The organism is Streptomyces sp. NPDC057302, from assembly GCF_042667685.1.
GTDB lineage: Bacteria > Actinomycetota > Actinomycetes > Streptomycetales > Streptomycetaceae > Streptomyces.
Genome location: NZ_JBHUZJ010000084.1, coordinates 1 through 22,855, shown reverse-complemented (window position 1 = coordinate 22,855; position 22,855 = coordinate 1). Strand labels below are relative to the sequence as shown.

Sequence of the window (22,855 nt, the reverse complement as noted above, 5' to 3'; positions counted from 1 at the left end):
TGCCGGTTCATGGCGCGGCACCGCCTCTCGCCGTCAGCGGGAGGCGCACGGACCTGCGCCCGGCCGGCCCGTTCACCTCGTCACCGGCGCACGGTCGGGGCCGGGCGGCCCGGGTCTGCGTTCCGGATCGTCTATCAGGATCGCCAGATGGCGTCCCACGTGGCTGTCCCAGCCCTCGGGTCCCAGCGCCAGCGCCTCCTTGCGCCAGTTCCCCGCGCGCGTCACCAGGCTGGACAGGCCACGGTCCTGGACCATCTCGGCAACCGCTTCCTTGAAGGCGGGATCCGCGCAGTCGCCCCGGTGCCAGATCATCGCGGGCACCCCCGCCCGCAGCCCCGCCATGAACTCCTGGTGGCTACCCGGAGAGTCCGTACCCGGAGGCTGGCTCAGCACCAGGCAGACCGCGTGGTCGTCCTCCTTCAGCTCGCGCTCCAGGTGGAAGTGCGACTGGCCGGGAGGATTGAAGTACGAATGGCTGTCGGCGGGCTGCTCCTTGAGCTGGCGCCACTTCTTGTGCCAGGGGCGGTGCCAGGCGGCCTTGCGCAGGCGCTCGAAGCTGCGGATCAGCACGGCGTAGTCCATCACCAGGGGGATGGGAGAGGGGGACGTCGACTCCTTGTGCCACCACTCCACCGGCTCGCCCAGGAGTTCCCACGGGAGGATGAATTCCAGGACGACCGGTTGCCGCAGGTCCGCCCACCGCTCCTCGGTCTGCTCGATGAGCACCTCGACCTCGGCGGGCAGTTCGTCGCGGTGCAGGTGCAGGGTCTCGCCCGGTACGGGATGCCAGCCCTCGGCGTCCGACTGCCGCCAGTGGGAGAGGAAATAGCGGTCCGGGTCCACCCCGTCGGGCTCGAACTGGATCATCAGATAGGCGGGCACCATGGGCGGCGGCGCCTGCTGGACCATGCCGCTGCGCTGCCAGTCGGCGATCTGGTCCTCAAGACCCCACGTCCTGGCCATCTGGCGGTTCCAGCGACGCAGGTCCTCCGCAGCCTCCATCTGTCCTTCCTCCACGAGCCGTTCGGCGGCAAGGGCCAGGAACGCCATGCTGACGGGGAGTTCCTTCGCGGCGGTGTTGTCGCCGGCCAGTCGTAGGAAGACTGCCCACCCCGTGTCGCACCACGCGGGCAATTCCTGGGTGCGTGAGCGGCTGGCGCGCCGGGCCAGCGTGGCGAGCCCCGCCGACGAGCGCATGTCCCGCAGGATCGGCTGCAAGGGGTGGAGGTCGGTGCCGTCGAAGAACTCCACGGCCTCCCATTCGTCCACCAGCCGCAGCAGCGACAGAACGGCGGAGGACCGCTGCTCCAGATACTGCAGGCAGCGCACCAGACACGGCAGTCCGTCGGGTACCTGCGCACAGCGCTCCACCAGGTGCAGCAGCCAGGGCCGCAGGGGCGCGTTGCGCAGGGTTTCCACGGGGGACTGCAGCTCGTCGCCCAGCATGCGTACCCATAGGTCGGCGCTGTTCTCCTGCCGCACCATGCTCGATTCCTGCAGTACGTCGACGATGTCGGCGACCAATTCGTTGCGAACCCTCGCAGGGCTGCGCCCTTCCACCCCCGTGACCTCCCGATCGCCACCAGCAGTCAGCAGGCAGCACTCATGCGTCGATGGTGCGGCACCGTCGTATCGATGGTGCCGCCAAGCGTACGGCCACAGTTCGGCTCAGGGCAGACGTCCGGCCATTCGCGGGACGCAGCTGTGACCCTCAGTCGTTGTCCGTCAACTGCCCTGCTATGCCGAACAGTTCACACAGCGGAGTCATCGTCTCCCGGTTCCTTCCCCTGCCCCTCGCTCAGATCCCGTCGACTTACGCCACCGAGAACGGCGTCACCGGCGTCCCCGGCCCCATCGGCCCGCCCTTACTTTGCGCACCGCGCCGGTCGGGACGTCGATCCGGTAGAGGTCGCCGCCGGTCATGTCGACGGTGAAGAGGTGCTGGCCCGACGTGTCGGCCACGATGCCGTTGAGCGTGAGGGTGCCGGCCGGGCGCGGTTCGAGGCTGTCGTCCAGGTCGATGTGTGCGGTGAGCTCGCCGCGTCGGCCGTGCCCGGCGGCCCGGTCCAACTGCGCGGGATTGACACGGTAGATGGCGGCTCGGACGCTGTCCGTCAGGCCCGCGTCCGAGCGCCTCGGCTTCCACATCAAGCGCGCCGAGCAGGCCCTCAACGCGGCCAAGCACGCCGCGCTGAAGCCGGCCGGGCTCACCGTCCCGCAGTACGCGGCGCTGCTCCACCTCAGCGAGAAGCCCGGCATCTCCGCCGCCGCGCTGGCCCGGCTCTGCGGGGTCACGCCGCCCACCATGAACACCGTCCTGAAGAACCTCCAGGAGCGCGGCCTCATCGGGCGCACGCCCCACGAGTGGCACCGCAACATCCTGGAGACCCGCCTCACCGAGCAGGGCGAGGCGGTCATGGCCGAGGCGGACGGCGCGGCCGTACGCGTCGAGCGGGCGCTGGCCGCGGAGTTCACCGAGGAGGAGCGGGCCGCCCTGGAGGGGCTGCTCGGGCGGTGCGCCGCCCTACTCGACTCGACGCGGGACAGTCACTGAGCGCTCGCGAGTCCGGATTTCAGACCCGCTCCGCACAGCGGCACCACGGCCGTGCGCTCCCCGAGTGCGCCGTCCCGTACGGCGGCCCAGCACGCGACCCCGGTCGCCTCGACGTACAAACCGCGCCCCGCCAGGTCCAGTTGCGCGTGCCGGATCTGGTCCTCCGTGACCGTCAGGAAACCGCCGCCGGAGCCGCGTACCGCCCGGAGGATCTGCCGTGCCCGGGGCGGCCGGGGAATCGCGATGCCCTCCGCGAGCGTGGGCGCCATCGGGGTGGTGCCCAGGGGCTCGTCGGCGCCCTCGCGCCACGCATCGGCCAGCGGGGCGACCGCGGCGGCCTGCACGGCGTACAGCGCGGGTGCCTTCGCGATCAGGCCCGCCGCGTGCAGCTCCCGCACCGCGAGGGCCGCGCCGAGCAGCAGGGTGCCGTTGCCCACGGGCACGACGAGCGCGTCCGGCAGGCGGCCGCCCAGGTCCTCCCAGAGCTCATGGACGTACGTCTTGGTGCCCTGGAGGAAGTAGGGATTGTGGACGTGCGAGGCGTAGAAGGTGCCGGGTTCGTCGGCCGCGGCCCGCGCCGTGCGTGCCGTCTGCTCGCGGTCTCCGGGGACGACTTCGAGACGCGCCCCGTGCGCGCCGATCTGCTCCAGCTTCTTGGGGGACGTGCCCTCCGGGACGTACACCGTGCAGGCCAGTTGGGCCCGCGCGCAGTACGCGGCGATCGCGGTGCCCGCGTTGCCGCTGCTGTCGGCGATCACCCGCTGCGGGGCGAGCCGGGTCGCGAGCGCGGCGAGCATGACCGCGCCGCGGTCCTTGAAGGAGAGCGTCGGCATCAGGAAGTCGAGCTTGGCCGAGATCGCGCCATCCAGCGGTACGAGCGGTGTGCGGCCCTCACCGAGCGAGAAGGCGGGCGCGGGCAGCGGAAGTGACTCCGCGTACCGCCACAGGGAATTGACCCTTCCGCTAAGGGCCTTCAGCGACGCGGGATTGGGGGAGAAGTCCAGGTCGAGCGGGCCGCGGCAGACAGGGCAGCACCAGGCGAGGGTGCCCGCGGGGACCCGCGTTCCGTCGCTGGGGCAGAAACAATCCGGCAAGGCTGTCATGTGCGCAGGCTAGTTGGGGCGATTGGGACCGATGTGTCATGGCGGGTGCGTGGCGGTCGTGTTACGGCCGGTCCTGACCCTTGTGAGTTTCCTATGGATCCGCCAATCTTTCGTCCCGACGAAGGCAAAAGTAGGCATGTTGCTTGACATGTCCCTGCCTTTCGTCTTCGTGTGCGGGGCACCACTGGAACCACTGGAACCACCGGAATCACCGGAACCACTGGCACCATCCCCCACCAGCGCACCACCTATTGAGGAGGACCCCTCAGATGGCAGTGATGCGTCATACCCGCCGAAGACTGGCCGGGATCAGCGCGACAGCGGTCGCGGCCCTCGCCCTCGGCGTCGTCTCCGCCCTCCCCGCGACCGCGCAACCGGGTCAGGCCGTAGGCGCGATCGAGAACGCGGGAGCTCCCGGCGCGATACCGGGCAGCTACATAGTCACCCTCGACGAGGACGCCGCGAAGGCGGGCTCCAAGGCGGGCAAGGCGCTGGCCGACGAGTACGGCGCCGAGATCAAGCGCACGTACAAGAAGGCGCTCAACGGCTACGCGGTCGAGCTCTCCGCGGCCGAGGCCAAGAAGTTCGCCGCGGACCCGGCGGTCGATTCCGTCGTGCAGAACCGGACGTTCACGGTCGACGCCACCCAGCCGAACCCGCCGTCCTGGGGCCTGGACCGCATCGACCAGAAGACGCTCCCGCTGAACAACTCCTACACCTACCCGGACTCCGCCGGTGAGGGCGTCACGGCGTACGTCATCGACACCGGAGTCCGCATCAGCCACAGCGACTTCGGCGGCCGTGCTTCATACGGCTATGACGCCATCGACAACGACAACACCGCGCAGGACGGCCACGGCCACGGCACGCACGTCGCGGGCACCGTCGCAGGAACCCTGCACGGCGTCGCCAAGAAGGCGAAGATCGTCGGTGTGCGCGTCCTGAACAACCAGGGCTCCGGCACCACCGCGCAGGTCGTCGCCGGGATCGACTGGGTGACCCAGAACGCGGTCAAGCCCGCCGTCGCGAACATGTCGCTCGGCGGCGGCGCCGACAGCGCCCTGGACACGGCCGTACGCAACGCCATCGCGTCCGGCATCACCTTCGCCGTCGCGGCCGGCAACGAGTCGGTCAACGCCTCCACGCGCTCTCCCGCGCGCGTGAGCGAGGCCATCACGGTCGGCGCCACCACGAACACCGACGCCAAGGCGAGCTACTCGAACTTCGGCGCCGTCCTGGACCTGTTCGCGCCCGGTTCGTCCATCACCTCGTCCTGGAACACCAGCGACACGGCGACGAACACCATCTCCGGTACGTCGATGGCGTCCCCGCACACCGCGGGCGCCGCGGCGCTCTACCTCGCCGACAACCGCGCGGCGACCCCGGCGCAGGTGTCCGCGGCTCTGGTCGCCGCCGCCTCCACCGGCGTCGTCACCAGCCCCGGAACCGGCTCGCCCAACCGCCTCCTGAACGTGGGACCGGGTTCGACGAACCCTCCGGGCCCCAAGTTCGAGAACACGACCGACTACGCGATCAGCGACAACGCCACGGTCGAATCGCCGGTCACCGTGAGTGGCGTCGCGGGCAACGCGCCCGCGAGCCTGAGCGTGCCGGTCGCCATCAAGCACACCTATGTGGGTGACCTCCAGGTGCAGCTGATCGCGCCCGACGGCACCGCGTACACGCTGAAGGGGTATGGCACCGGCGGCAGTTCGGACGACATCAACACCACGTACACGGTGAACGCGTCGTCCGAGACGGCCAACGGGACGTGGAAGCTGCGGGTGAGTGACAACGCGGCGCAGGACGTCGGGAAGATCGACTCCTGGGGCCTGCAGTTCTAGGTCGAAAGCTCATGGCTCATGGCTCAGGGCTTGGCTCAGGGCTTGGCTCATGGCTCAGAGCCCAAGGCTCTAGGCCCAAGGCGTTGAGCTGAACTCGTCCTCGCGGTACGGCTCCGGGTCGGTGACCCAGCCCGCCGCGAGGACGAGGCGTGAGGTGCGGTGGACGGCGAGGAACCCGAAGGGCCGGTCGAAGGTCGCGTCCACCTCGGTGGTCAGGTAGCGCTCCTCGGGGACGCCCGAAGCCGTCATGGCGAACGCCGCGACCGTCGCCGCCCGGAAACCGAGTGCTCCGAAGGTGGCGGTGGCGGCCTGCGCGCCGTTCTGGATCTTCAGCGGGCGGCTGCCGATGCCGGGGAAGTGGCCCTCTTCTTTGTCCGTCGTCGCCGTGGTGAGGCCGAACAGCGGGCTCTGGTCGAGCAGGTCGTGCCGCGCCGAGACCGAGAACGGCACGGTGGTGACGTTCAGCGTCGGAGGCGTGGGCCGCGGGTGGCGCACCCTGCGCACGCTCAGGCCGGGACCGGCGTCCCCGTACGGCAGCCGAGTGCCCGGGAGCACCGCACGCGTGCGCGCGAGGATGTCCACGCCCGCGCCGAGCACCTGACCGGGGCTCATCCCGTCCTCCCCGAGGAGGAGATGGACGTCGATACCGGTGTCGCCGAGGACCTTCAGCTCGGTGACCGTTCCGGCCGGGGTCCAAGCGACGCCGACGCGGTCGAGAAGTGACGTGGTGCGGTGGAGGGCCGCCAGGCCACGGCCTTCCCACGGGCCGCTCTCGGGCCACAAGAGGCCCTCGGTGAAGGGCCTGAACCACTCCGTGCGCAGGGCCAGCGCGCTCGCGAGAACGAACTCCGTGTTCCCGTCCGGCCGGAGCGGCATCCGGTCGATCTGCCCGCCGGTGCGCTTCGAAGCCCACGCGTCCAGTGCCGAGGCGTCCGCTTCGGGGTCCCCGGTGAGCACGCCGAGCGCCCCCAAGGGGATGTCCGCCAGCCACTCTTCCCGGAGCTCCAGCGTGCGCCCGGTCCACATCCCGACGGCCGCGTCCACGCCCCGCATCGCGTCCAGCGAGGCCAGCATGTGCCGTGCCGCGCCCGCTGCCTGGCCGGCAGGGAGACCGACGGCCTCGGTCAGCTCCTGCCTTGCCCCGCCGTCCGCTCCGGCCGCCAGGAAGGCCAGCAGGGGCCAGACGCCCGCCGCGGAGAAGACGGTGCCGCTGCCCGTGGGGGCCGTCTGCGCCCAGCGTGCGGTCAGGGCGTTGACGGCTCTCACTATGACGCCAGATGTGCCCATTTGGTCCCCTCGCCCGTGCCCCGCATACGATGCGGTGCCTCCCCGCACCGACCGACCCGTCCGAACCAGGAGCACGCCACCCGTGGACATACCCCCGCCGCCCGGCATCGGCGGCAGCCCCCAGCAGCCGTACGGGCCGCCCGCGCAGCCCCCGTACCCGGGTATGCCCCAGCCCCCGTACCCGGGCGGGCCCCAGGTCCCGTACCAGCGGTGGCCCGGAGTGTATTCGCCCTACTCCCGTCCTCCGGTCAACGGCTTCGCGATCGCCTCGCTCGTCCTCGGCATCCTGTGCTGCATACCCGGCGTCGGTCTGGTCCTCGGCCTCGTCGCGCTCTCGCAGATCGCGAAGAAGGGCGAGCGCGGCAAGGGCATGGCGATCGCGGGCAGCATCCTCTCCGTGGCCGGTGTCGTGCTGCTGGTGCTCGCCGTCGTCACCGGGGGCGCCCGTGACTTCATGGACGGCTTCAGGGACGCCGCGCGCGCATCCCGGACCAGCTCCGGGTTCCCCGTCGGCAAGGGAGAGTGTTTCAACGTCCCCGGCAGCGACCTCGAAGGCGCCAAGTACACCTTCGAGATCGATGAGACACCCTGCGCCTCGCGGCACGACGGTGAGGTCCTCGCCCAGTTCCGGGTGGACCACGAGACCTTCCCGGGCGAGGCCGCGCTCACCTCGCTCGCCGAGCGCAAGTGCGTCGACCTGCACGGCTCGTACGTACTCGACTCCTGGGCCGACCTCGGCGACGCCGAGCTCACCTACTTCATGCCCGACCAGGACACCTGGAGCCAGGGCGACCGTCACATCACCTGCCTCTACGGAGTCGCGGAGGAGAAGCGCACCCTCAAGGGCTCGATGCGCCGCGACGCGACGAACCTCGACGCCGACCAGCTCGCCTACCTGAAGGCGGACAAGGTCCTCTACGACGCGTACGGGACCGAGCCCGACACGGAGCGCTTCGAGGACGACCTGCCGGGCCACAAGGAGTGGGCGGGCCGCGTCGAGAAGGGCCTCGCCGGGCAGGCCAGGCTGCTGCGCGCGCACCACTGGCCCGCGAAGGCGGACGCCGACGTCACCGACCTCCTGGGCGCGATCGAGCAGAACCGCGAGCAGTGGAAGAAGGCGTCCACCGCCAAGGACGCCGACGCCTTCGACGAGCACTACGTACCGGCGCAGCGGCACATCAGCGGCGAGCGCGAGGCGGCGGCCCGCAAATCCCTGGGCCTGGCCACCACTTCACCTCGTGACGCGACCCCCGGGGGCGGCGGCGGAGGCTTCGACGGCGGCGAGGGCGAGGGCCACGAGGGCGGCGGAGGCGGGGCGGGCGCGGCGGTGTGACAAGCGGGTCCGGGCGGTGTGACAAGCGGGTCCGGCAGCCGCGGGGCCCGCTCACCCTAAGGGCTTTTTGTCCGCTTCTGTGATAGTTCTTCGGCGTGACGACCGTCATGACGCCGACCGTCGCGGCCCAGCGCACCACCGGGCCCGCGCGGTCGGACTCTCCCCGAAGGGGTAGCCGCAACGGCAGGAACGGGCCCAGGGTTTCGTGCCTCGCGCACCTCTCCCGCGGACTCCTCGTCGTCGTCGCCCTCCTGAACGCCGCCCTTGTCGTGCTCGTCGCCGCCCCGCTGCCCCGCATCCCCCTCCTGGTGCTCGTCGCGGCGGCGGTCACCTCCTGGGGGCTCGTGCTCGTGCCGCCCGCGGTCATCGGCCTGGTGGCCGGTGTGGCCGCGGGGCGGCGGCACCCCTGGTGCGCCGTGTTCGCCGTACTGACCGCGTTCGTCGCGCTCGTCTACGGAGTCATGCCGTACGCCGCCGCCTACCGCACCGCCGACGCCTACGGGCAACCCCTGGCCCCCACGGCCTACTTCGAGGGCATCAACTACGCCAAGGCCCCCGACGGCGACCGCACGCGCCGCTACGCCCGCATCGGCGAGCGGCGCGGAAAGCTGGACCTCTGGACCCTGCCGAAGCGGGACGGGGTGCGTCATCCCGCCGTGGTCTGGGTGCATGGAGGAGGCTGGAACAAGGGGCATCGCGGTCAGAGCCCCGCATGGAACCGCTGGTTCAACGAACGCGGCTGGTCGGTCTTCGACATCGACTACCGGCTCGCGCCCCGCGTGACCCAGCTCGACCAGATCGGCGACGTGAAGTGCGCCGTGGGGTGGGTGCGGCGCCACGCGCGCGCGTACGGCATCGATCCCGAACGGCTCGTCCTCGCGGGGAGTTCGGCGGGCGGCAATCTCGCCCTCGCGGCCGCCTACACGGAGGGTGATGACCGTGTCCCCGCGTCCTGTGCGGTGCGTGACAGCTCGGTCGCGGGGGTGATCTCCCTCTACGGGCCGACCGACATGGGGCGCCTCATCGCCGGGACCGCGCTGCGCGGCGACCCCATGATCCCGCGTCTGATGGGCGGTTCGGCGAAGGCGGTGCCCGCCCGCTACCTCCTCGGTTCGCCCGCGCAGCTCGTACGCGCCGACGTGCCGCCCACGCTCCTGCTGCACGGCAGCGCGGACCGCGCGGTGCCGGTGGCGCAGGCGCGGGAGCTCGCGCGGCGCCTCGACGCGGCCGGGGCGCCCGCGACGTACGTCGAACTCCCCTGGGCGGACCACTGCTTCGACGTGAACTGGGGCGGCTGGGGGAGCCAGATCGCGAGATCGGCCGTCTCCCGGTTCCTCGCCATCCGGGGCGAGAGCGCCTGATCGCCGCCTTCTGCGCCGCTGCGGGAAAGTGATCGCCATAGCCGCGGAAAGCTCCTGCGTAAAGACCTGCACACCTAGAAATCATCACTTCGGGTGATTCCTTGGCCTTGGGTTGCGGTCAACAACCGACGGTTGCCAGGCTGTAGCTGTCTGTCAACCTGATGGGAGTGGCCAGTGACTTTCGGTGAACAGCCGGCGTATCTGCGTGTCGCGGGTGATCTCCGCAAGAAGATCGTCGACGGTTCCCTGCCGCCGCACACCCGACTCCCCTCGCAGGCCAGGATCCGCGAGGAGTACGGGGTGTCGGACACGGTCGCCCTGGAAGCGCGCAAGGTTCTGATGGCCGAAGGCCTGGTCGAAGGACGCTCCGGATCCGGCACCTACGTGCGCGAGCGACCGGTGCCCCGGCGCGTGGCCCGTACCGGCTACCGAGCCTCCGGCGGCTCGACGCCCTTCCGCCAGGAGCAGGCGGAGGACGGCGCGCGCGGCACGTGGGAGTCCCGCAGCGAGCAGGCGGAGGCGACCGGCGCGGTCGCCGAGCGGCTCGGCATTCGCACGGGCGACCGCGTGATGTGCACCAAGTACGTCTACCGCGACGCGGGCGAGGTGATGATGCTCTCCACCTCCTGGGAGCCCCTCGCCGTCACCGGGCGCACTCCGGTGATGCTCCCCGAAGAGGGCCCGCTCGGCGGCTGCGGAGTGGTCGAGCGCATGGCGGCCATCGACGTGGTCGTGGACAACGTGGCGGAGGACGTCGGCGCCCGCCCGGGGCTCGCGGAGGAGCTCATGGCACTCGGCGGCGTCCCCGGCCATGTGGTGATCGTCGTGCAGCGGACGTACTTCGCGTCGGGCAAGCCGGTCGAGACGGCCGACGTCGTGGTGCCCGCGGACCGGTATCGGATCGCATACCACCTGCCGGTGAGGTGACCCGGCGCTCCGGCGTACGCCCGGAATCCGGACGGGCCCGTCCGCCCGCCGTGACCGCGAGTTAACCTGCCCCCGACTTCTGTAACGCCGGAGCAATCACGCCTGGCGGCAACTTGTCATGCACGGCTCCTATTTTCGTCGCCCGTACCCGCAATCAGGTCGGACGACAGGAACCCACATGACGGATACGGCCACCCGCGACACCAGCGCCGCCGACGGCCCACCGCCCCAGCGCAGCTACGCGAAGATGGCGGCCGACGAGAGCCGCGAGGACTACTCCCTGCGGTACGCGCCGCATTCGTTCCGGCGCTGGTCGCCGACGATGGTGGCCTCGACCGCGCTCGGCGGCATCGCCTACCTCGCGGACTTCGCGATCGGCGCGTCCATCGTCTTCACGTACGGCTTCACCAGCGGACTCGCCTCGATCCTGTGCGCCGCGACGATCATCTTCGTCACCGGCATCCCGATCGCGCGGGCCTGCGCCACGTACGGCCTGGACATGGACCTGGTGACACGTGGCGCGGGCTTCGGCTACTTCGGCTCGACGCTGACGTCGCTGATCTACGCGTCCTTCACGTTCATCTTCTTCGCGCTCGAAGGCTCGATCATGGCCCAGGCCATGCACCAGGCCGTCGGACTCCCGGTGGAAGCCGGTTACTTGATCACGACGCTCATCGTGATCCCGATCGTCTTCCGCGGCATGGGGGCCCTGGCCAAGGTGCAGGCCTGGACGCAGCCGATCTGGCTCATCGGCATGGTCCTGCCCTTCGTGGTGCTCGCCTTCGAGGCGCCGGACGCCTGGGGCGCCTTCGCCTCCTTCGGGGGCACCGAGGGCGCGGGCAGCGGCTTCTCCTGGGTCGCTTTCGGGCTCGGCACGGGGGTCGCGCTCTCGCTCATCGCCCAGATCGGCGAGCAGGCGGACTATCTGCGCTTCATGCCGGCCAAGACGGAGCAGAACAAACGGCGTTGGAATCTGGCCGTTCTCGCGGCGGGCCCCGGCTGGGTCATCATCGGCGCGGCCAAGCAGCTGGGCGGCGCGCTCCTGGCGTTCGTGGCCCTCGAAGCCGTCGGCAAGACGCACGCCCTGGAGCCGATCGCCCCGCAGATCGAGGCCCTGAAACCCTGGCTCGGCTCCTTCGCGCTGCCCGCGGCGGCGCTCTTCGTGATCGTCTCCCAGATCAAGATCAACGTGACCAACGCCTACAGCGGCTCGCTGTCCTGGTCGAACTTCTTCTCCCGCATCACGCACAGGCACCCGGGGCGGGTCTGGTACATCTTCCTCAACCTCGCCATCGCGCTGACGCTGATGGAGATGAACATGTTCGCGGCCCTCAACAAGCTGCTCGGCTTCTACTCGAACGTGGGCATCGCGTGGATCGTGGCGGTCGCCGCCGACCTCGTCATCAACAAGAGGATGGGCTGGAGTCCCCCGTACATCGAGTTCAAGAGGGCCTACCTGTACGCGGTGAACCCGGCGGGTTTCGGCTCGATGGTGATCGCCTCCGTGGTCTCGATCCTGGCCTTCTTCGGCCTCTTCGGGGAGTACGCGGAAGCCTTCTCGACGTTCATCGCGGCCGGACTTTCCGTCGTCCTCTGCCCGTTGATCGCCTGGGCGACGAAGGGCAAGTACTACTTGGCGCGCCCGAACCCGGTGAACGGCCCCCACGTCGAGGTCCCCGACGTGACGGCCACGCACGCGTGCGGCGTCTGCGAGACCGCGTACGAACTCCCCGACATCGCGGACTGCCCGGTCCAGTCGGGCCCGATCTGCTCCCTGTGCTGCTCGTTGGACGCGGAATGCGGCGACGTCTGCCGTACGTCGCCGTCGAGCGCGGCGGTGTTCATGCCGATGCCGACGGTGCGCGCCGACTGACGCGGGCCCGCACCGGCTGAACCAGTTTCATCAAGGGGCGCACCCGACAAAGTGCGCCCCTTCGACGTTGGCCAATTGCGTACCTCTTTGTGCAAACTCGTATCCGCTGAGTAAAGGTCGGGCGTAGGCTCGGGCATATGCGGATTGCGGTTTCCTTACTGATCGAGGCGTGGCGCGCGCCGGGGGCGGCGAGCGGAGGGGCGCGATGAATGACGGGACGGTCGTACTTCCCTGGCTCGTGATACGTCAGGATGACAACGGCAACCGCTACAGGGTGGGCAGGTACGCGACGAAGGCCGAGGCCGAGAAGATCGCGGACAGTCTCGACGAGCACGGCAACCAGCAGCTGTACTGGGTGGAGAGGCTGATCCAGAACGGCAGCGCGCGCTGACCGCATAGGCTCCCGCGCATGACGGATCGGATCGTGGTGGGCGCCGCCCTGTACGACGACGGGCGCCTGCTGGCCGCGCGGCGCAGCGCACCCCCTGAACTCGCGGGCCGCTGGGAACTGCCGGGCGGAAAGGTCGAGCCCGGGGAGCGCCCCGAGGAAGCCCTGGTGCGGGAGCTGCGCGAAGAGCTCGGCGTCGACGCCGAGCCGGTCGCCAGGGTGCCGGGACAGTGGCCGCTCAAGCCGGGATACGTCCTGTGGGTGTGGACGGCGAAACTCCTTGCGGGAGTCCCCGAGCCCCTGGAGGACCACGACGAGCTGCGGTGGCTCTCGCCGGACGAGGTCTGGGCGGTGGAGTGGCTGGACGCGGACGTGCCCGCGGTGGCGGCCGCGATCGAGTGCCGCTGAAGTGCTCGGGCGCCGCTGGGCGGGGTGCCGCCGACCGGGGGAGCGCGCGAGGTGACGTCACCCCGCACTTGAGCCCCATCTACGCCGTTCGTGCCACAGTGCGCCCAGGTAAGCGGTAGTTCCGCCGGGATATCGGGTATGTGCCCATTAACCCCATGAAACCGGACAAGGGTCCGCTGTTGCTGGTCTGGACGTGATCGGCGTGATCGACATCGAAGGCGACTGCGCCGAGTGGGATTTTCCCGCGGACCCGGGCGCCGTGCGCACGGCCCGTGCCGTCGTCCGCAAACAGCTCGCCGCCTGGGGCCTCGCCGCCCTCGGGGACATCACCGTCCTCCTCGTGAGTGAGTTGGTGACCAATTCCCTGCGGCACGCCTCGGGCCCCATCGGCGTACGCCTCGTACGCCCTGCCGGTCCGCTGGACGCACTCCTCGTAGAGGTCTCCGATCCGCTTCCCGACCCGCCCATGGAGCGCGACGCGGCCCCCGACGACGAGGGGGGCAGGGGTATCCAGTTGGTGGCCCGCGCGTCCCGGCGCTGGGGGACACGACAGGGCAGAACGGGGAAGACGGGGAAGACGGTGTGGTTCGAGCTGGTGCTACCGGGTTAGAAGACTGGCAGCGTGGGGCGGACACAAGACGGTCACGGGCCAAAAAGAGTTGAGTCCGTGCTGTGATCGTGAACGCCGTGTGGCGTGGCTCCGTAGTGCTGGATACTGCGGGCAGCTGCATCCGGTGACCGGTGCCGGACGTGGTGAGCTGGAGGGGACGGTTCGCGTGAGCGAGATACCAGCGAAGGCGACGGAGCAGGACGGGCCGTCGGGTGACGCTAGGGGCGAAGCTGCGGATGACGTGATGTGGCAGAGCAGTCCACCCGGTTCGATCTATGACTACATCAAGGTGGCCTCGTTCTCGATCGGCCCCGACGGTCTCATCGACCAGTGGAGTCTGCGGGCCGAGCGGCTGTTCGGAGTGTCTGCCGACGACGCCGTGGGCAGGGACCCCATCGAGGCCTTCGTCGCGCCCGAGCTGCGCAGCAGCGGGCACCGCAAGATGGCGGAGATCCTCGACGGCAGGGAGTGGACCGGGTCGGTCCCCTTCCGGGCGCCGGGGCAGCCCGACGGGTCCCGGACGGGGTCCTTCAAGGGCTCCGAAGGCATAGCCGAGGTCTACGTGATGCCGACCGGGACGGAGGACGGTGAGCGGGCCGCCGTCTGCATCGTCGTCGACGTCCGGGCGCTCCGGCAGATCGAGACCGACCTCGCCGCGTCGCAGGCCATTTTCGGCCAATCTCCCTTCGGCTTCCTGCTGTTCGGCACGGACCTGAAGGTGCAGCGGGCCAACCGCCGCTTCGCCGCCGTCTTCGGAGGCGGGGTCGACGAGCAGCGCGGCCGAACCGTCCACGACTACCTGCCCCGGCACGAGGCCGACCGCATGGCCGCCGCGCTCAAGCGCGTCCTGGACACCGGCGACGCCGTCACGGACATGCAGATCGTGGGCCCGGCCCCCGGCAGCAACGATCGCCGCCACTGGTCGATCAACCTCTACCGCGTGCACAGCGGTTCGGGCCGCCCCATAGGCGTCGCGGGCCTGGGCACCGACGTCACCCGCCGCCACGCCGCCGCCCGCGAGGCCGCCCACGCCCGCCGCAACCTCGCCCTGCTGAACGAGGCGGGCGCCCGCATAGGCAACTCCCTGGACCTGGAGACGACCGCGCGGGAGCTGCTCGACGTCACCGTCCCCGGCTTCTGCGACCTCGCCTCCGTAGACCTCTACCAAGGGCTGCTCGACGGCGACGAGACGCCTCCGGGACTCGCCGACGGAAGCGCCGAACTGCGCCGCGTCGCCTTCGCCAGCGCCGTCGCCGACGCGCCCTTCCCGGACGGCGGCCACCCCGTCGACGTGGGCGCCGTGCACCGCTTCGCCTTCACCTCGCCCTGCGCCGACGCCCTGCGCACCGCACGGCCACGGCTCGTCTCCGCGGCCGACGAAGGCTCCGCGAGCAGGCTCACCGGCGGGCTCGTCCAGTCGACGCTCGTCGTGCCGATGGTCGCCCACGACACGGTCGTCGGCCTCGCCCAGTTCTCCCGCACCAAGGGGAGCGAGCCCTTCGGGGAGCGCGATCGCGCCCTCGCCGTCGAGCTCGCCGCCCGCGCCGCGGTCTGTATCGACAACGCCCGCCTCTACCGCCGCGAACACGAACGCGCGCTGATACTGCAGCGCTCCTTGCTGCCGCCAGGCGACCCCGAGGCGTCCGGCCTTGACATCGCCTGCCGCTACCTCCCGGGCAACGCGGCCACCGAGGTCGGCGGCGACTGGTTCGACGTCATCGAACTGCCGGGCCATCGCACCGCCCTGGTCGTCGGCGACGTCATGGGCCGCGGACTGCGCGCCGCCGTCGCCATGGGCGAACTGCGCACCGCCGTACGCACCTTGGCGCTCCTGGACCTGGAGCCCGCCGAGGTCCTCTCCGCGCTCGACGAGATCGCCCGCGGCCTCGGCGACCCCTCGGGCACCCAGCAAGCCACGCGAGCGGCCCGTCAGACGCGTTCCGCGAACGGCACGGACCTTTCGGAGGTCTACCTCGCCACGTGCGTCTACGCGGTCTACGACGCCGTCACGCGCCGCTGCACGTTCGCCAACGCCGGCCACCTGCCGCCGGTGCTCGTCGAGCCGGACGAATCGCCGCTCATGCTCGACGTGCCGCCCGGCATGCCGCTGGGCGTCGGCGGCGAGCCCTTCGAGGAGGTCGAGGTCGAGCTGCCCGAGGGCGCCCTCCTCGCGCTCTACACGGACGGGCTCGTCGAATCCCGCCACCATCCCCTCGACGAGGGCCTGAACGCCTTCGTACGCGCCCTCGACGACCCCGCGCCGGCCCTCGAGGACGTCTGCGACCACGTCCTGAACACCCTCGACACCCACCACGGAGAGGACGACATCGCGCTGCTCATGGCGCGCATCCAGGGTCTGCCCGCCGATGCCGTCGGCGACTGGACGCTGCAGCGCGACCCGAAGTCGGTCGGCCGGGCGCGCGAACTGGCCTGCGAGCAGCTGCGCACCTGGGACCTGGAACCGCTCTGCGACACGACCGAACTGCTGGTCAGCGAGCTGGTCACCAACGCCCTGCGGTACGGCGAGGGCGACATCCGGGTGCGGCTCCTGCTCGACCGCACCCTGGTCTGCGAAGTCTGGGACGCGGGCCTCGTCCAGCCGCGCCGCCGCCGGGCGCGTGACACGGACGAGGGCGGGCGCGGGCTTCAGCTGGTCGGGCTGCTGAGCGCCGCGTGGGGTTCGCGCAGGACGCCGCGCGGCAAGACGGTGTGGTTCGAGATGCCGCTGCCGGACAGCGGGGTGCAGCCGATGGACGCGGCGGAGGCGCTGCTCAGCCTCTTCTGAAGGCCGCTGCCGAATGGCTCCTTGTCGTGGAGCTGGCTACGCAGCGTCTACGTAGTGGCCTTCAGGGCGGCGAGGCGGGCCGCGACCTCCGCCTCGTCGCCCATGCTGTCCAACTGCTCGAACTGCGCGTCCAGGGAGGACGCGGCGAGCTCCTGCTTGCCCAGCGCCCTGGCCTCCTCGCGGCGCACCTTGTCCTCGAAGCGGCTCAACTCGCTGGCCGGGTCGAGCACGTCGATGCTCTGGGCGGCGTCCATCATCTGGTTCTGCGCCTGCGCGGTCTTGGCGCGGGCCACCAGCTGATCGCGCTTCGACTGGAGCTGGGTCAGCTTGATCTTCATCTGGTCGAGGCCCGACTTCAGCTTGTCGACGACCTCGGTCTGCGAGGCGATCGTCGGCTCGGCGTCCTTGGCCTCCCGCTCCGACTGCAACTGCCGCTGCAGCGCCACCTTGGCCAGGCCGTCGAACTTGTCGGCCTCCACGGCGCTCCCGCCCGAGCGCAGCTCGTCCGCCTTCTTGCTCGCGGCCACCGCCTTGGTGCCCCACTCGTCGGCCGCGTCCCGGTCCTCCTTGTGGTCCAGTTCCAGCATTCGCAGATTGCCGATGGTGGTCGCGACCGCCTCCTCGGCCTCCTGGATGTTGTTCGTGTAGTCGCGGATCAACTGGTCGAGCATCTTCTGCGGGTCCTCGGCCTGATCGAGGAGCGAGTTGATGTTGGCCTTGGCCAGCTGGGTCACGCGGCCGAGGATCGTCTGCTTGGTCATGACGGGCTCCTTCTATGAGCGTTGGTAGGGGTACGAGACCCTCTGCGAGGGCGTCCTGCGCGCGCTGGGCTCAGAACCTCCCGCCCCCGCCGATCCGCCCCCGCGTCCCTCCGCCACCGAAACTCCCGGGCCGACCTCCGCCGAAACTGCCGCCGCCCCCGAAGCTCCCGCCGCTCCTCCCGCGGCCCCCGCCGCCGAGGAGCTCGCCGAGGATGATGCCGCCGAGGACCGCGCCGCCCATGCCGCCGCCGCGCCCGCCGCCGCCTCCGTAGGGGTTGCCGAAGCCGCGTACGTCGCGTTCGGCGAGCTGCTGCGCCTGCCGGGCCTGTGCGTCCGCCTGCTGGGCCTCCGCGAGCGCAGCGGCGGCGTCGGTGTCCTGGGCCGCCTCCGCGCCCGAGAGGTGCCGCTGGGCCTCCGCCAGACGGGTCCTCGCCTCGCTGCCCACCGCGCCCCGGTGGGTGTCGATGAAGTCCGCCGCCGTCCCCACGGCGCTGCGCGCGGTGAGCAGGGCCTGGCCCAGGAGGGTGGCGGCGCGCTGCCGGGTGACCTCGCGTTCACGGGCGCCCGCGAGGGACTCGTCTAGGACCGTGTCGGCCTCCTCGACCCGGCGCAGGGCGTCGATCGGATCGTGCGGGCCCGCCGCCATCGCCTTGCGGACCTCGGCCACCACCGCCTGCGCGCGCGCGATGCGGCCGTGCAGATCGGCCGTGGAGGCGCCGGCCGTGGTGCCTTGGAGGAGGCCGCGGGCCTCGGCGAGGTCGGTCTCCGTCTCGGTGAGCGCGTCGGGCAGCTTCTCCGTGGCCAGCGCGAGCTCGGCGGCGAGGCGGTCCACGGCGTCCACGAAGGTGCCCGCCTGGTCGACGGCGCCTTCGGCGGCCCGCAGATGGACGGCGGCCTTGCCGTTGTCGCCCGCGTCGATGGACTGCCGGGCTTCGTTGAGGTGCGTCGTGGCGAAGACGAGTCGGTCCTTGGCCTGCTCCACATGGCCCACCACGGGCGCGGAGGCGGACGGCGCGTACCGTTCCCGGACCGTGGCCAGGGTGTTCTCGGCGGCGGTGGTCCGCACGGTGACCTGCCGGAACACCGTTTCGGCGTGCTCCAGGGCCCCTGCCGCGTCGCGTTCGAGCGCGCGCAGCTGATCGAAGCCCGCGGCCTCCGCGTCGAGGCGCCGGCCCGCTTCGGTGCAGCGCGAGACGATCTCGTCCAGCATGGTGCGCCGGGTCGCGTCGTCCTCCGGATAGGCGTCGTCCAGCAGCTGGCGCAGCTTGAACGCCGCCGTCAGCTCGGAGCGTGCGTACGCGAGCGCGTCCGTGAAGGGCGCCACCGCCTCGTCGCCGAACTGGGCGGTGGCGAAGCCCAGTTCCTCGGAGCTGGTGCGGATCGCGTCGTCGGTGTCCACCAGGAGCTGCTTGCTCTGCTTGTCGAGCTCCGGGAGCGGGGTCGGCTGCTCGGCCGCCGCACCCTTGCCCCAGCCGCCGCCTCCGGGCGTCGTCCGGGTGTTGGTGCGCTTCTTGCGGCGGCTGTACGCGACCGCCGCGAGGGCGCCCGCGCCGCCGACCGCCACGATGGGCAGGACCAGGTCGCCGGTGGCCGTGTCGTCGCCGCTCCCGCCGCCGCCCGGATCGGGGTCCCCCGGGGTGAGCGCCGGGGTGGGGACGGGCTGGCCGGAGAGGACCGCGCGGTAGCCGTTCGCGGCGCCGATGGCCGCGCCGGCCCAGTCGTTCTGCCGCAGCGCGGGCTTGATCGCTGTGGTCGCGACGTCCTGGAGCTGGGCCTCGGTGAGCCGGGAATCGGCGTCTACGGAGTAGGCATACTGGCGGTCGTGCGTCGCGACGGCCAGGAGCGCGTCGTCCAGACCGAGCCCATTGCGCTCGGCGGTGGCGTCCGCCCAGTCCTGGGCGCCGCGTCCGGAGAAGTCACGCACGTAGACGACGAAGAGCTGTAGGCCGCGGTCGTCGTAGAGCTGGTCGAGCGCCCGTTCGGTGGCGCCCTTGCGATCGCCGAGCGCGCCCACCTTGTCGGTGATCTGGCCGTCGCGCGAGAGCGTGACCGGGTCGTCGGCCGGGGCGGCGAATGCTGCGGGGGCGGGCAGGAGCAGCAGGCACCACGTGAGCAGTGCGGCGGCTGCCGCTGTCGCCCGCACGGCCAGGTGCGGGGGCGGCGTCACATTTGGGAGCGTATGGCCGTATTGGGGGGTGCGCGACCGGGAGGCCTTGGGGTCGCGGCCGAAGGCCCCGGGGCGGCTCGCTCAGATGCTGCACCGCGCCTTGGCCAGCAGCGGGCCTACGCGCGCGTGGAAGCCGCCCGACCGGAAGGGGGCCTGCGGCAGACCGGGCCTGAGCTCCTGCGCCGGCGCGGCGGCGATCATGCCCGGCTGCCTGGGCGAAGGCTTCGGCGATGGCATCGGCGCCCTCGCCCTCCCGTGGGACGACCGTTTCGCCGCGGCCCAGCTGGGTCACGCGGCCGAGGATCCCGACCCTGGTCACCCCCGCGCTCTTCGACCCGTCGGTGCCGCCCCCGGGTCAGTTCGCCGTGCACGACGCACTGCCGACCACCCGCGGGCGGGGCGGCCGACGCCGGATTCCGTTTCTCCAAGCCCCAGTTGAAGGCCCAGCTGGCGACCCCGGCCCAGGCCACCATTCGGGTCTCGGCAGGCAACCAAGTGGCCCGCGTCGCCGTCTCTCCTTTTCCCGGGCCATGACGGCATCGGGCACCGCTACCCGCCTCTGACCTGGAGAACAGCCTTGCCGCACGACGAGCGCCACCAGTCCGATGAGCACCCCCAGGCACCGTGGTGGTGGGGCATCGGCCCGGTCGGGGCCGTCCTCCTCATCGTCGCCGGGGTCGCCTGGGTGCTGTGGGTGTTCCTGGGGACCAGCCTCGGAGACACCACGACGGCTGCCTACCAGGGGAGCAAAATCGTCGCCATCGGGCTCGTGCTCTTCGGCACGGCCGCCCTGGAACGCCTGCGCAGCCGCCGCTCGCGTACCCAGACTCACGAGGCGTGTGAGGTGAACGCGGTGGACGAGGCGCACGCGGCAGAGGCGCAGCAGCACGACAAGACCCAAGAAGCGCCCTAACGCTCCCCTCCTCCGGCACCCGCACTCGTGATGGATACGCCCGGCCGTTCGGCGACGTCGTACACCGTGGGGGTTGTGCTCACCCGACCTCCTGCTCGTTTCTCGTTCTTGGACCGCTCTGAACCGGATTGAAAGCGCATTCACAGTTGGCGTGTGCGGTGACCCCGTGCAAGGCAGGGTCCGTTTCGGACGTCGGCCGGGACGGGGAACGGCGCAGGTGGACGAGGGCTGCACGGACGCGCCGGAGCGTGCGGCGCGCTCCCAACTAGCTCGACTCCCGCACCAGTTCCACGGCCGCGTCGAGCCACCGCACCTCATCCGCCCCCAGCGTCGGATTCGCCGCCCGTCGTGCGCGGGCCTCCGCGAGGTGGCTGTCGGCGGTGGCGCTGACGTCGACCGCCGCGTCCGTCAGGAGCGCGGCCAGGGCGGCGCGTGACCCCGCCGCCTCGGGTCTGCCGCTCACCGCGACCTCCGCGAGGATCAGCGTCGACATCGCCCAGTCCAGGCCGGGCGGGCCCTCCTCCGTGGTGGACCAGTCGATCACCACAGGGCCCTCCGGCGTGAGGATCACGTTCTCCGGGTGGAGGTCGAGGTGCAGGACGCGGTCCGCGGGCGAGGCGGACGTGCGGGCCGGAAGGGCGTGCAGCGTGTGCAGCAGCCGGGCGAGGATCACCGCCGCCTCCTCCGGGGTGATCGCGCCCCGCATCGCGGCCTCCGCCATGGTCGGTCCCGTCAGCCGGCCCATGACCAGGTCGGTCCGCGGCGCCCCGGGTTCGGCCCGGCGGATGGGCGGTACGGGATACCCCTGCTCCGACAGATACGTCATGACGGCGGCCTCGTCCGTCGCGTCGGTCCCGTCCCGGTAGCGCCGCAGCACCCAGGTGTCGTCCAGCGCGAAGACGTCCGCGGTGCGGCCCGAGCCGATCAGTCGATCAGTCATCCCCATCCCGGGAGCGTAAGCGGCCTCCCCCTCATGCGCAGGGGCTATCCGGATGCGAGCCGCTCATCGGCCGAGAGGAGCCAACGGGATGGTCCCTCACCCCGCGAACTCCACCTCCGGATACTTCCCCGAAGGCCCGTCCAGCAGGTGGTCGTCCTCGCCGCGCAGCCAGCGGTCGAAGAACGACCTCGCGTACGCCCGCTCCGCCGCAAGCGCCCGGCTCGGGTCGACCGTGCCTATGTGCTCCTCGATGACCTCGCGGCCCACCCCGGCCTGCGGGAGCAGCGCTGCCAGGTCCGTGTATGTCTGGTGCACCGAGCCGCGCAGGGTCAGATCGCGCTTCCAGCCGGTGGTGTGGGACCAGAACGCGCGCCACGAGGGTTCCGTCGTGCGGTCGTTCCCCTCCCTGCCCATGAGGAGGAACGGGCGGGTCAGGCCGTGCTGGGCCGCCGGCGTCAGGTTCGTGCCTTTCGGTTCGGGGTTGTTCTCCAGGGTGCCGTCGATGTTGATGCCCGCCTTCACCCGGGCGTCCTCGTACATCGTCTCGGCGGCCGCGATCCCTCCCGCCGACTGGCCGAACATGCCCACCCGCTTCTGGTCCACGACCTTGGACAGCCCGTGCGGCAGCGAGCCGAGGCGGTCCAGGACGAACTTCGAGTCGGCCACCCGGACGTCCAGGACCTTCTTGAGCAGCTCCGGCACCGCTTCGTCCTGCTTGGCGTCCTCGAACGCCTTGAGGAGCGGGGCGTCGTCCTTCACCGAGCCGTCCGGGAACTGCACGCCCGGCGCCTCATAGGTGTGGTCGATCGTCACCACCACATAGCCGTGGCTCGCCAGCTCCTCGACCACCGAAGTGCCCCATGTCCGCGGGTCGTTGGCGCCCGCCGCGTACAGCAGGACCGGCCGTCGGCCGCCGCTCGTGTCGGCCGGGGCTCCTTCCCTCGCGTGCGTACGTATGGCCGCGAAGTCGATCGCGTCCTTGGGGATGCCGTGGGGCGCCATCGAGTTCCAGCGCTCTGCCGCCCCCGGCGCCATGTACGGCGCGAGGCGGTGTCCCGCGCCGCCCGGCCTTCCTGCCGCCGCCGGATACCAGACGCTGACCATCAGCTCTCGGAACGGCACGGACTTCACCCACGGGTCGTGCCGTGAGGTGTCGACGAGTCGCGTCGACACCGTGCCGATCCGGTGCGGTCCCGTGGGCGCGGGGAGTATCGCCTCGATGCCCAGGGGCCCGGTCCGAGCCCCGGCCTGAGTCCGCGCCTGCGCGGGAGCCGGGGCGGCCAGCGTCGCCGCCGTCACACCGGCAGCCAGCCCGGCCGCCGCAAGGCCGAGCACCGCGCGCCGGGTCGGAGCCGACCGGGACGCCGACCGAGAGGCCGACCGAGATACCAATCGAGAGGCCGGGCCCGAAGCCGAGTCCGAGCCGGCCGCAGCCGAGGAAGAGTTCATGCCCTCAATGCTGATCCCGCCACGCGCCCCTGACCATGGGGGACATCCCGAGTCTTCGGCCTAGGGGTGGCCTGAGGGGAAACCCGCACGCCCCCCCCACGCCCCCCCCGGGACCCCGCGCCCCCCCGCCGCAACGTGCTCCCGAGCCAGAC

The 22,855-nt window shown here is 71.2% G+C and carries 20 protein-coding genes and 1 pseudogene; 12 read left to right on the top strand and 9 right to left on the bottom strand.

The genetic code is table 11. From position 1 onward, the window contains the following. Nucleotides 1-72: 72 nt before the first annotated feature. The gene (locus tag ACFUPX_RS36975; protein ID WP_383332782.1) at nt 73-1,524 is read right to left on the bottom strand and encodes a hypothetical protein; all 1,452 of its coding nucleotides are present in this window, start codon (nt 1,522-1,524) and stop codon (nt 73-75) included. Between the two features lie 309 nt (nt 1,525-1,833). Next, nucleotides 1,834-2,070: a hypothetical protein gene (locus ACFUPX_RS36970; RefSeq protein WP_383332780.1), complete on the bottom strand. Its 237-nt coding sequence runs from the start codon at nt 2,068-2,070 to the stop codon at nt 1,834-1,836. A gap of 22 nt (nt 2,071-2,092) precedes the next feature. Between ACFUPX_RS36970 and ACFUPX_RS36965 the strand changes: the two genes are divergently transcribed. Continuing rightward, nucleotides 2,093-2,554, top strand: a complete 462-nt coding sequence (locus ACFUPX_RS36965; protein WP_383332778.1) for a MarR family winged helix-turn-helix transcriptional regulator — start codon at nt 2,093-2,095, stop codon at nt 2,552-2,554. Here the strand turns inward: ACFUPX_RS36965 and ACFUPX_RS36960 are convergent. After that, a complete protein-coding gene (locus tag ACFUPX_RS36960) occupies nt 2,548-3,657 on the bottom strand; it encodes a threonine synthase (RefSeq protein ID WP_383332776.1) in 1,110 nt (369 codons plus the stop codon). The genes ACFUPX_RS36965 and ACFUPX_RS36960 overlap by 7 nt on opposite strands. Before the next feature lie 269 nt (nt 3,658-3,926). On the opposite strand from ACFUPX_RS36960, the gene ACFUPX_RS36955 reads away from it, so the two are divergent. Next, nucleotides 3,927-5,501, top strand: coding sequence for a S8 family serine peptidase (locus ACFUPX_RS36955; protein WP_383332774.1), 1,575 nt, complete (start codon nt 3,927-3,929; stop codon nt 5,499-5,501). Nucleotides 5,502-5,570: 69 nt separating this feature from the next. Here the strand turns inward: ACFUPX_RS36955 and ACFUPX_RS36950 are convergent, their stop codons facing one another. After that, the gene (locus ACFUPX_RS36950) at nt 5,571-6,788 is read right to left on the bottom strand and encodes a serpin family protein (RefSeq protein ID WP_383332772.1); all 1,218 of its coding nucleotides are present in this window, start codon (nt 6,786-6,788) and stop codon (nt 5,571-5,573) included. Nucleotides 6,789-6,870: 82 nt separating this feature from the next. Here ACFUPX_RS36950 and ACFUPX_RS36945 point away from each other — a divergent pair, with 82 nt between their 5' ends. The 8 genes from ACFUPX_RS36945 to ACFUPX_RS36910 all read left to right on the top strand — a co-directional run bounded on the left by ACFUPX_RS36945 (nt 6,871) and on the right by ACFUPX_RS36910 (nt 16,473). Then, nucleotides 6,871-8,121, top strand: coding sequence for a DUF4190 domain-containing protein (locus ACFUPX_RS36945; RefSeq protein ID WP_383332770.1), 1,251 nt, complete (start codon nt 6,871-6,873; stop codon nt 8,119-8,121). Nucleotides 8,122-8,216: 95 nt separating this feature from the next. After that, the gene (locus ACFUPX_RS36940) at nt 8,217-9,482 is read left to right on the top strand and encodes an alpha/beta hydrolase fold domain-containing protein (protein WP_383332768.1); all 1,266 of its coding nucleotides are present in this window, start codon (nt 8,217-8,219) and stop codon (nt 9,480-9,482) included. Nucleotides 9,483-9,656: 174 nt separating this feature from the next. Beyond that, nucleotides 9,657-10,409 (top strand): GntR family transcriptional regulator, encoded by a 753-nt coding sequence (locus ACFUPX_RS36935; protein ID WP_383332766.1) that lies wholly within the window; start codon nt 9,657-9,659, stop codon nt 10,407-10,409. A 178-nt stretch (nt 10,410-10,587) separates the two neighbouring features. Next, entirely contained in the window at nt 10,588-12,282 is a 1,695-nt protein-coding gene (locus ACFUPX_RS36930; RefSeq protein ID WP_383332764.1) for a purine-cytosine permease family protein, read from the top strand. 205 nt (nt 12,283-12,487) lie between these two features. Then, nucleotides 12,488-12,673, top strand: a complete 186-nt coding sequence (locus tag ACFUPX_RS36925; RefSeq protein ID WP_383332762.1) for an SPOR domain-containing protein — start codon at nt 12,488-12,490, stop codon at nt 12,671-12,673. Nucleotides 12,674-12,691: 18 nt separating this feature from the next. Continuing rightward, the gene (locus ACFUPX_RS36920; RefSeq protein WP_383332760.1) at nt 12,692-13,078 is read left to right on the top strand and encodes a (deoxy)nucleoside triphosphate pyrophosphohydrolase; all 387 of its coding nucleotides are present in this window, start codon (nt 12,692-12,694) and stop codon (nt 13,076-13,078) included. A gap of 193 nt (nt 13,079-13,271) precedes the next feature. Further along, nucleotides 13,272-13,688, top strand: coding sequence for an ATP-binding protein (locus ACFUPX_RS36915; protein WP_383332758.1), 417 nt, complete (start codon nt 13,272-13,274; stop codon nt 13,686-13,688). Nucleotides 13,689-13,854: 166 nt separating this feature from the next. Beyond that, nucleotides 13,855-16,473, top strand: a complete 2,619-nt coding sequence (locus ACFUPX_RS36910; RefSeq protein ID WP_383332756.1) for a SpoIIE family protein phosphatase — start codon at nt 13,855-13,857, stop codon at nt 16,471-16,473. 47 nt (nt 16,474-16,520) lie between these two features. Here ACFUPX_RS36910 and ACFUPX_RS36905 read toward each other — a convergent pair whose 3' ends face one another. The 3 genes from ACFUPX_RS36905 to ACFUPX_RS36895 all read right to left on the bottom strand — a co-directional run bounded on the left by ACFUPX_RS36905 (nt 16,521) and on the right by ACFUPX_RS36895 (nt 19,638). After that, nucleotides 16,521-17,234: a PspA/IM30 family protein gene (locus ACFUPX_RS36905; RefSeq protein WP_383332754.1), complete on the bottom strand. Its 714-nt coding sequence runs from the start codon at nt 17,232-17,234 to the stop codon at nt 16,521-16,523. Nucleotides 17,235-17,304: 70 nt separating this feature from the next. Further along, nucleotides 17,305-19,401 carry a TPM domain-containing protein gene (locus ACFUPX_RS36900; protein ID WP_383332753.1) on the bottom strand — a complete coding sequence of 699 codons (2,097 nt, stop codon included), beginning with the start codon at nt 19,399-19,401 and terminating at the stop codon, nt 17,305-17,307. Nucleotides 19,402-19,482: 81 nt separating this feature from the next. Next, a complete protein-coding gene (locus tag ACFUPX_RS36895; protein ID WP_383332810.1) occupies nt 19,483-19,638 on the bottom strand; it encodes a hypothetical protein in 156 nt (51 codons plus the stop codon). Here ACFUPX_RS36895 and ACFUPX_RS36890 point away from each other — a divergent pair. After that, a pseudogene (locus ACFUPX_RS36890) lies at nt 19,607-19,793 on the top strand (acetylxylan esterase); the annotation flags it as partial. The gene ACFUPX_RS36895 and the pseudogene ACFUPX_RS36890 overlap by 32 nt on opposite strands. 185 nt (nt 19,794-19,978) lie before the next feature. Beyond that, nucleotides 19,979-20,314 carry a hypothetical protein gene (locus ACFUPX_RS36885; protein ID WP_383332751.1) on the top strand — a complete coding sequence of 112 codons (336 nt, stop codon included), beginning with the start codon at nt 19,979-19,981 and terminating at the stop codon, nt 20,312-20,314. A gap of 265 nt (nt 20,315-20,579) precedes the next feature. Here ACFUPX_RS36885 and ACFUPX_RS36880 read toward each other — a convergent pair whose 3' ends face one another. Both ACFUPX_RS36880 and ACFUPX_RS36875 read right to left on the bottom strand, forming a co-directional pair. After that, nucleotides 20,580-21,260 carry a phosphotransferase gene (locus ACFUPX_RS36880; RefSeq protein WP_383332749.1) on the bottom strand — a complete coding sequence of 227 codons (681 nt, stop codon included), beginning with the start codon at nt 21,258-21,260 and terminating at the stop codon, nt 20,580-20,582. A gap of 90 nt (nt 21,261-21,350) precedes the next feature. Beyond that, nucleotides 21,351-22,589, bottom strand: coding sequence for an alpha/beta hydrolase family protein (locus ACFUPX_RS36875; protein ID WP_383332747.1), 1,239 nt, complete (start codon nt 22,587-22,589; stop codon nt 21,351-21,353). Nucleotides 22,590-22,855 lie beyond the last annotated feature (266 nt).

Coding starts and splice junctions, on each gene's coding strand:
- ACFUPX_RS36930 (WP_383332764.1), top strand. CDS start 10,588: ATGACGGATACGGCCACCCGCGACACCAGCGCCGCCGACGGCCCACCG.
- ACFUPX_RS36895 (WP_383332810.1), bottom strand. CDS start 19,638: ATGCCATCGCCGAAGCCTTCGCCCAGGCAGCCGGGCATGATCGCCGCC.
- ACFUPX_RS36880 (WP_383332749.1), bottom strand. CDS start 21,260: ATGGGGATGACTGATCGACTGATCGGCTCGGGCCGCACCGCGGACGTC.
- ACFUPX_RS36925 (WP_383332762.1), top strand. CDS start 12,488: ATGAATGACGGGACGGTCGTACTTCCCTGGCTCGTGATACGTCAGGAT.
- ACFUPX_RS36905 (WP_383332754.1), bottom strand. CDS start 17,234: ATGACCAAGCAGACGATCCTCGGCCGCGTGACCCAGCTGGCCAAGGCC.
- ACFUPX_RS36955 (WP_383332774.1), top strand. CDS start 3,927: ATGGCAGTGATGCGTCATACCCGCCGAAGACTGGCCGGGATCAGCGCG.
- ACFUPX_RS36965 (WP_383332778.1), top strand. CDS start 2,093: ATGGCGGCTCGGACGCTGTCCGTCAGGCCCGCGTCCGAGCGCCTCGGC.
- ACFUPX_RS36920 (WP_383332760.1), top strand. CDS start 12,692: ATGACGGATCGGATCGTGGTGGGCGCCGCCCTGTACGACGACGGGCGC.
- ACFUPX_RS36950 (WP_383332772.1), bottom strand. CDS start 6,788: ATGGGCACATCTGGCGTCATAGTGAGAGCCGTCAACGCCCTGACCGCA.
- ACFUPX_RS36960 (WP_383332776.1), bottom strand. CDS start 3,657: ATGACAGCCTTGCCGGATTGTTTCTGCCCCAGCGACGGAACGCGGGTC.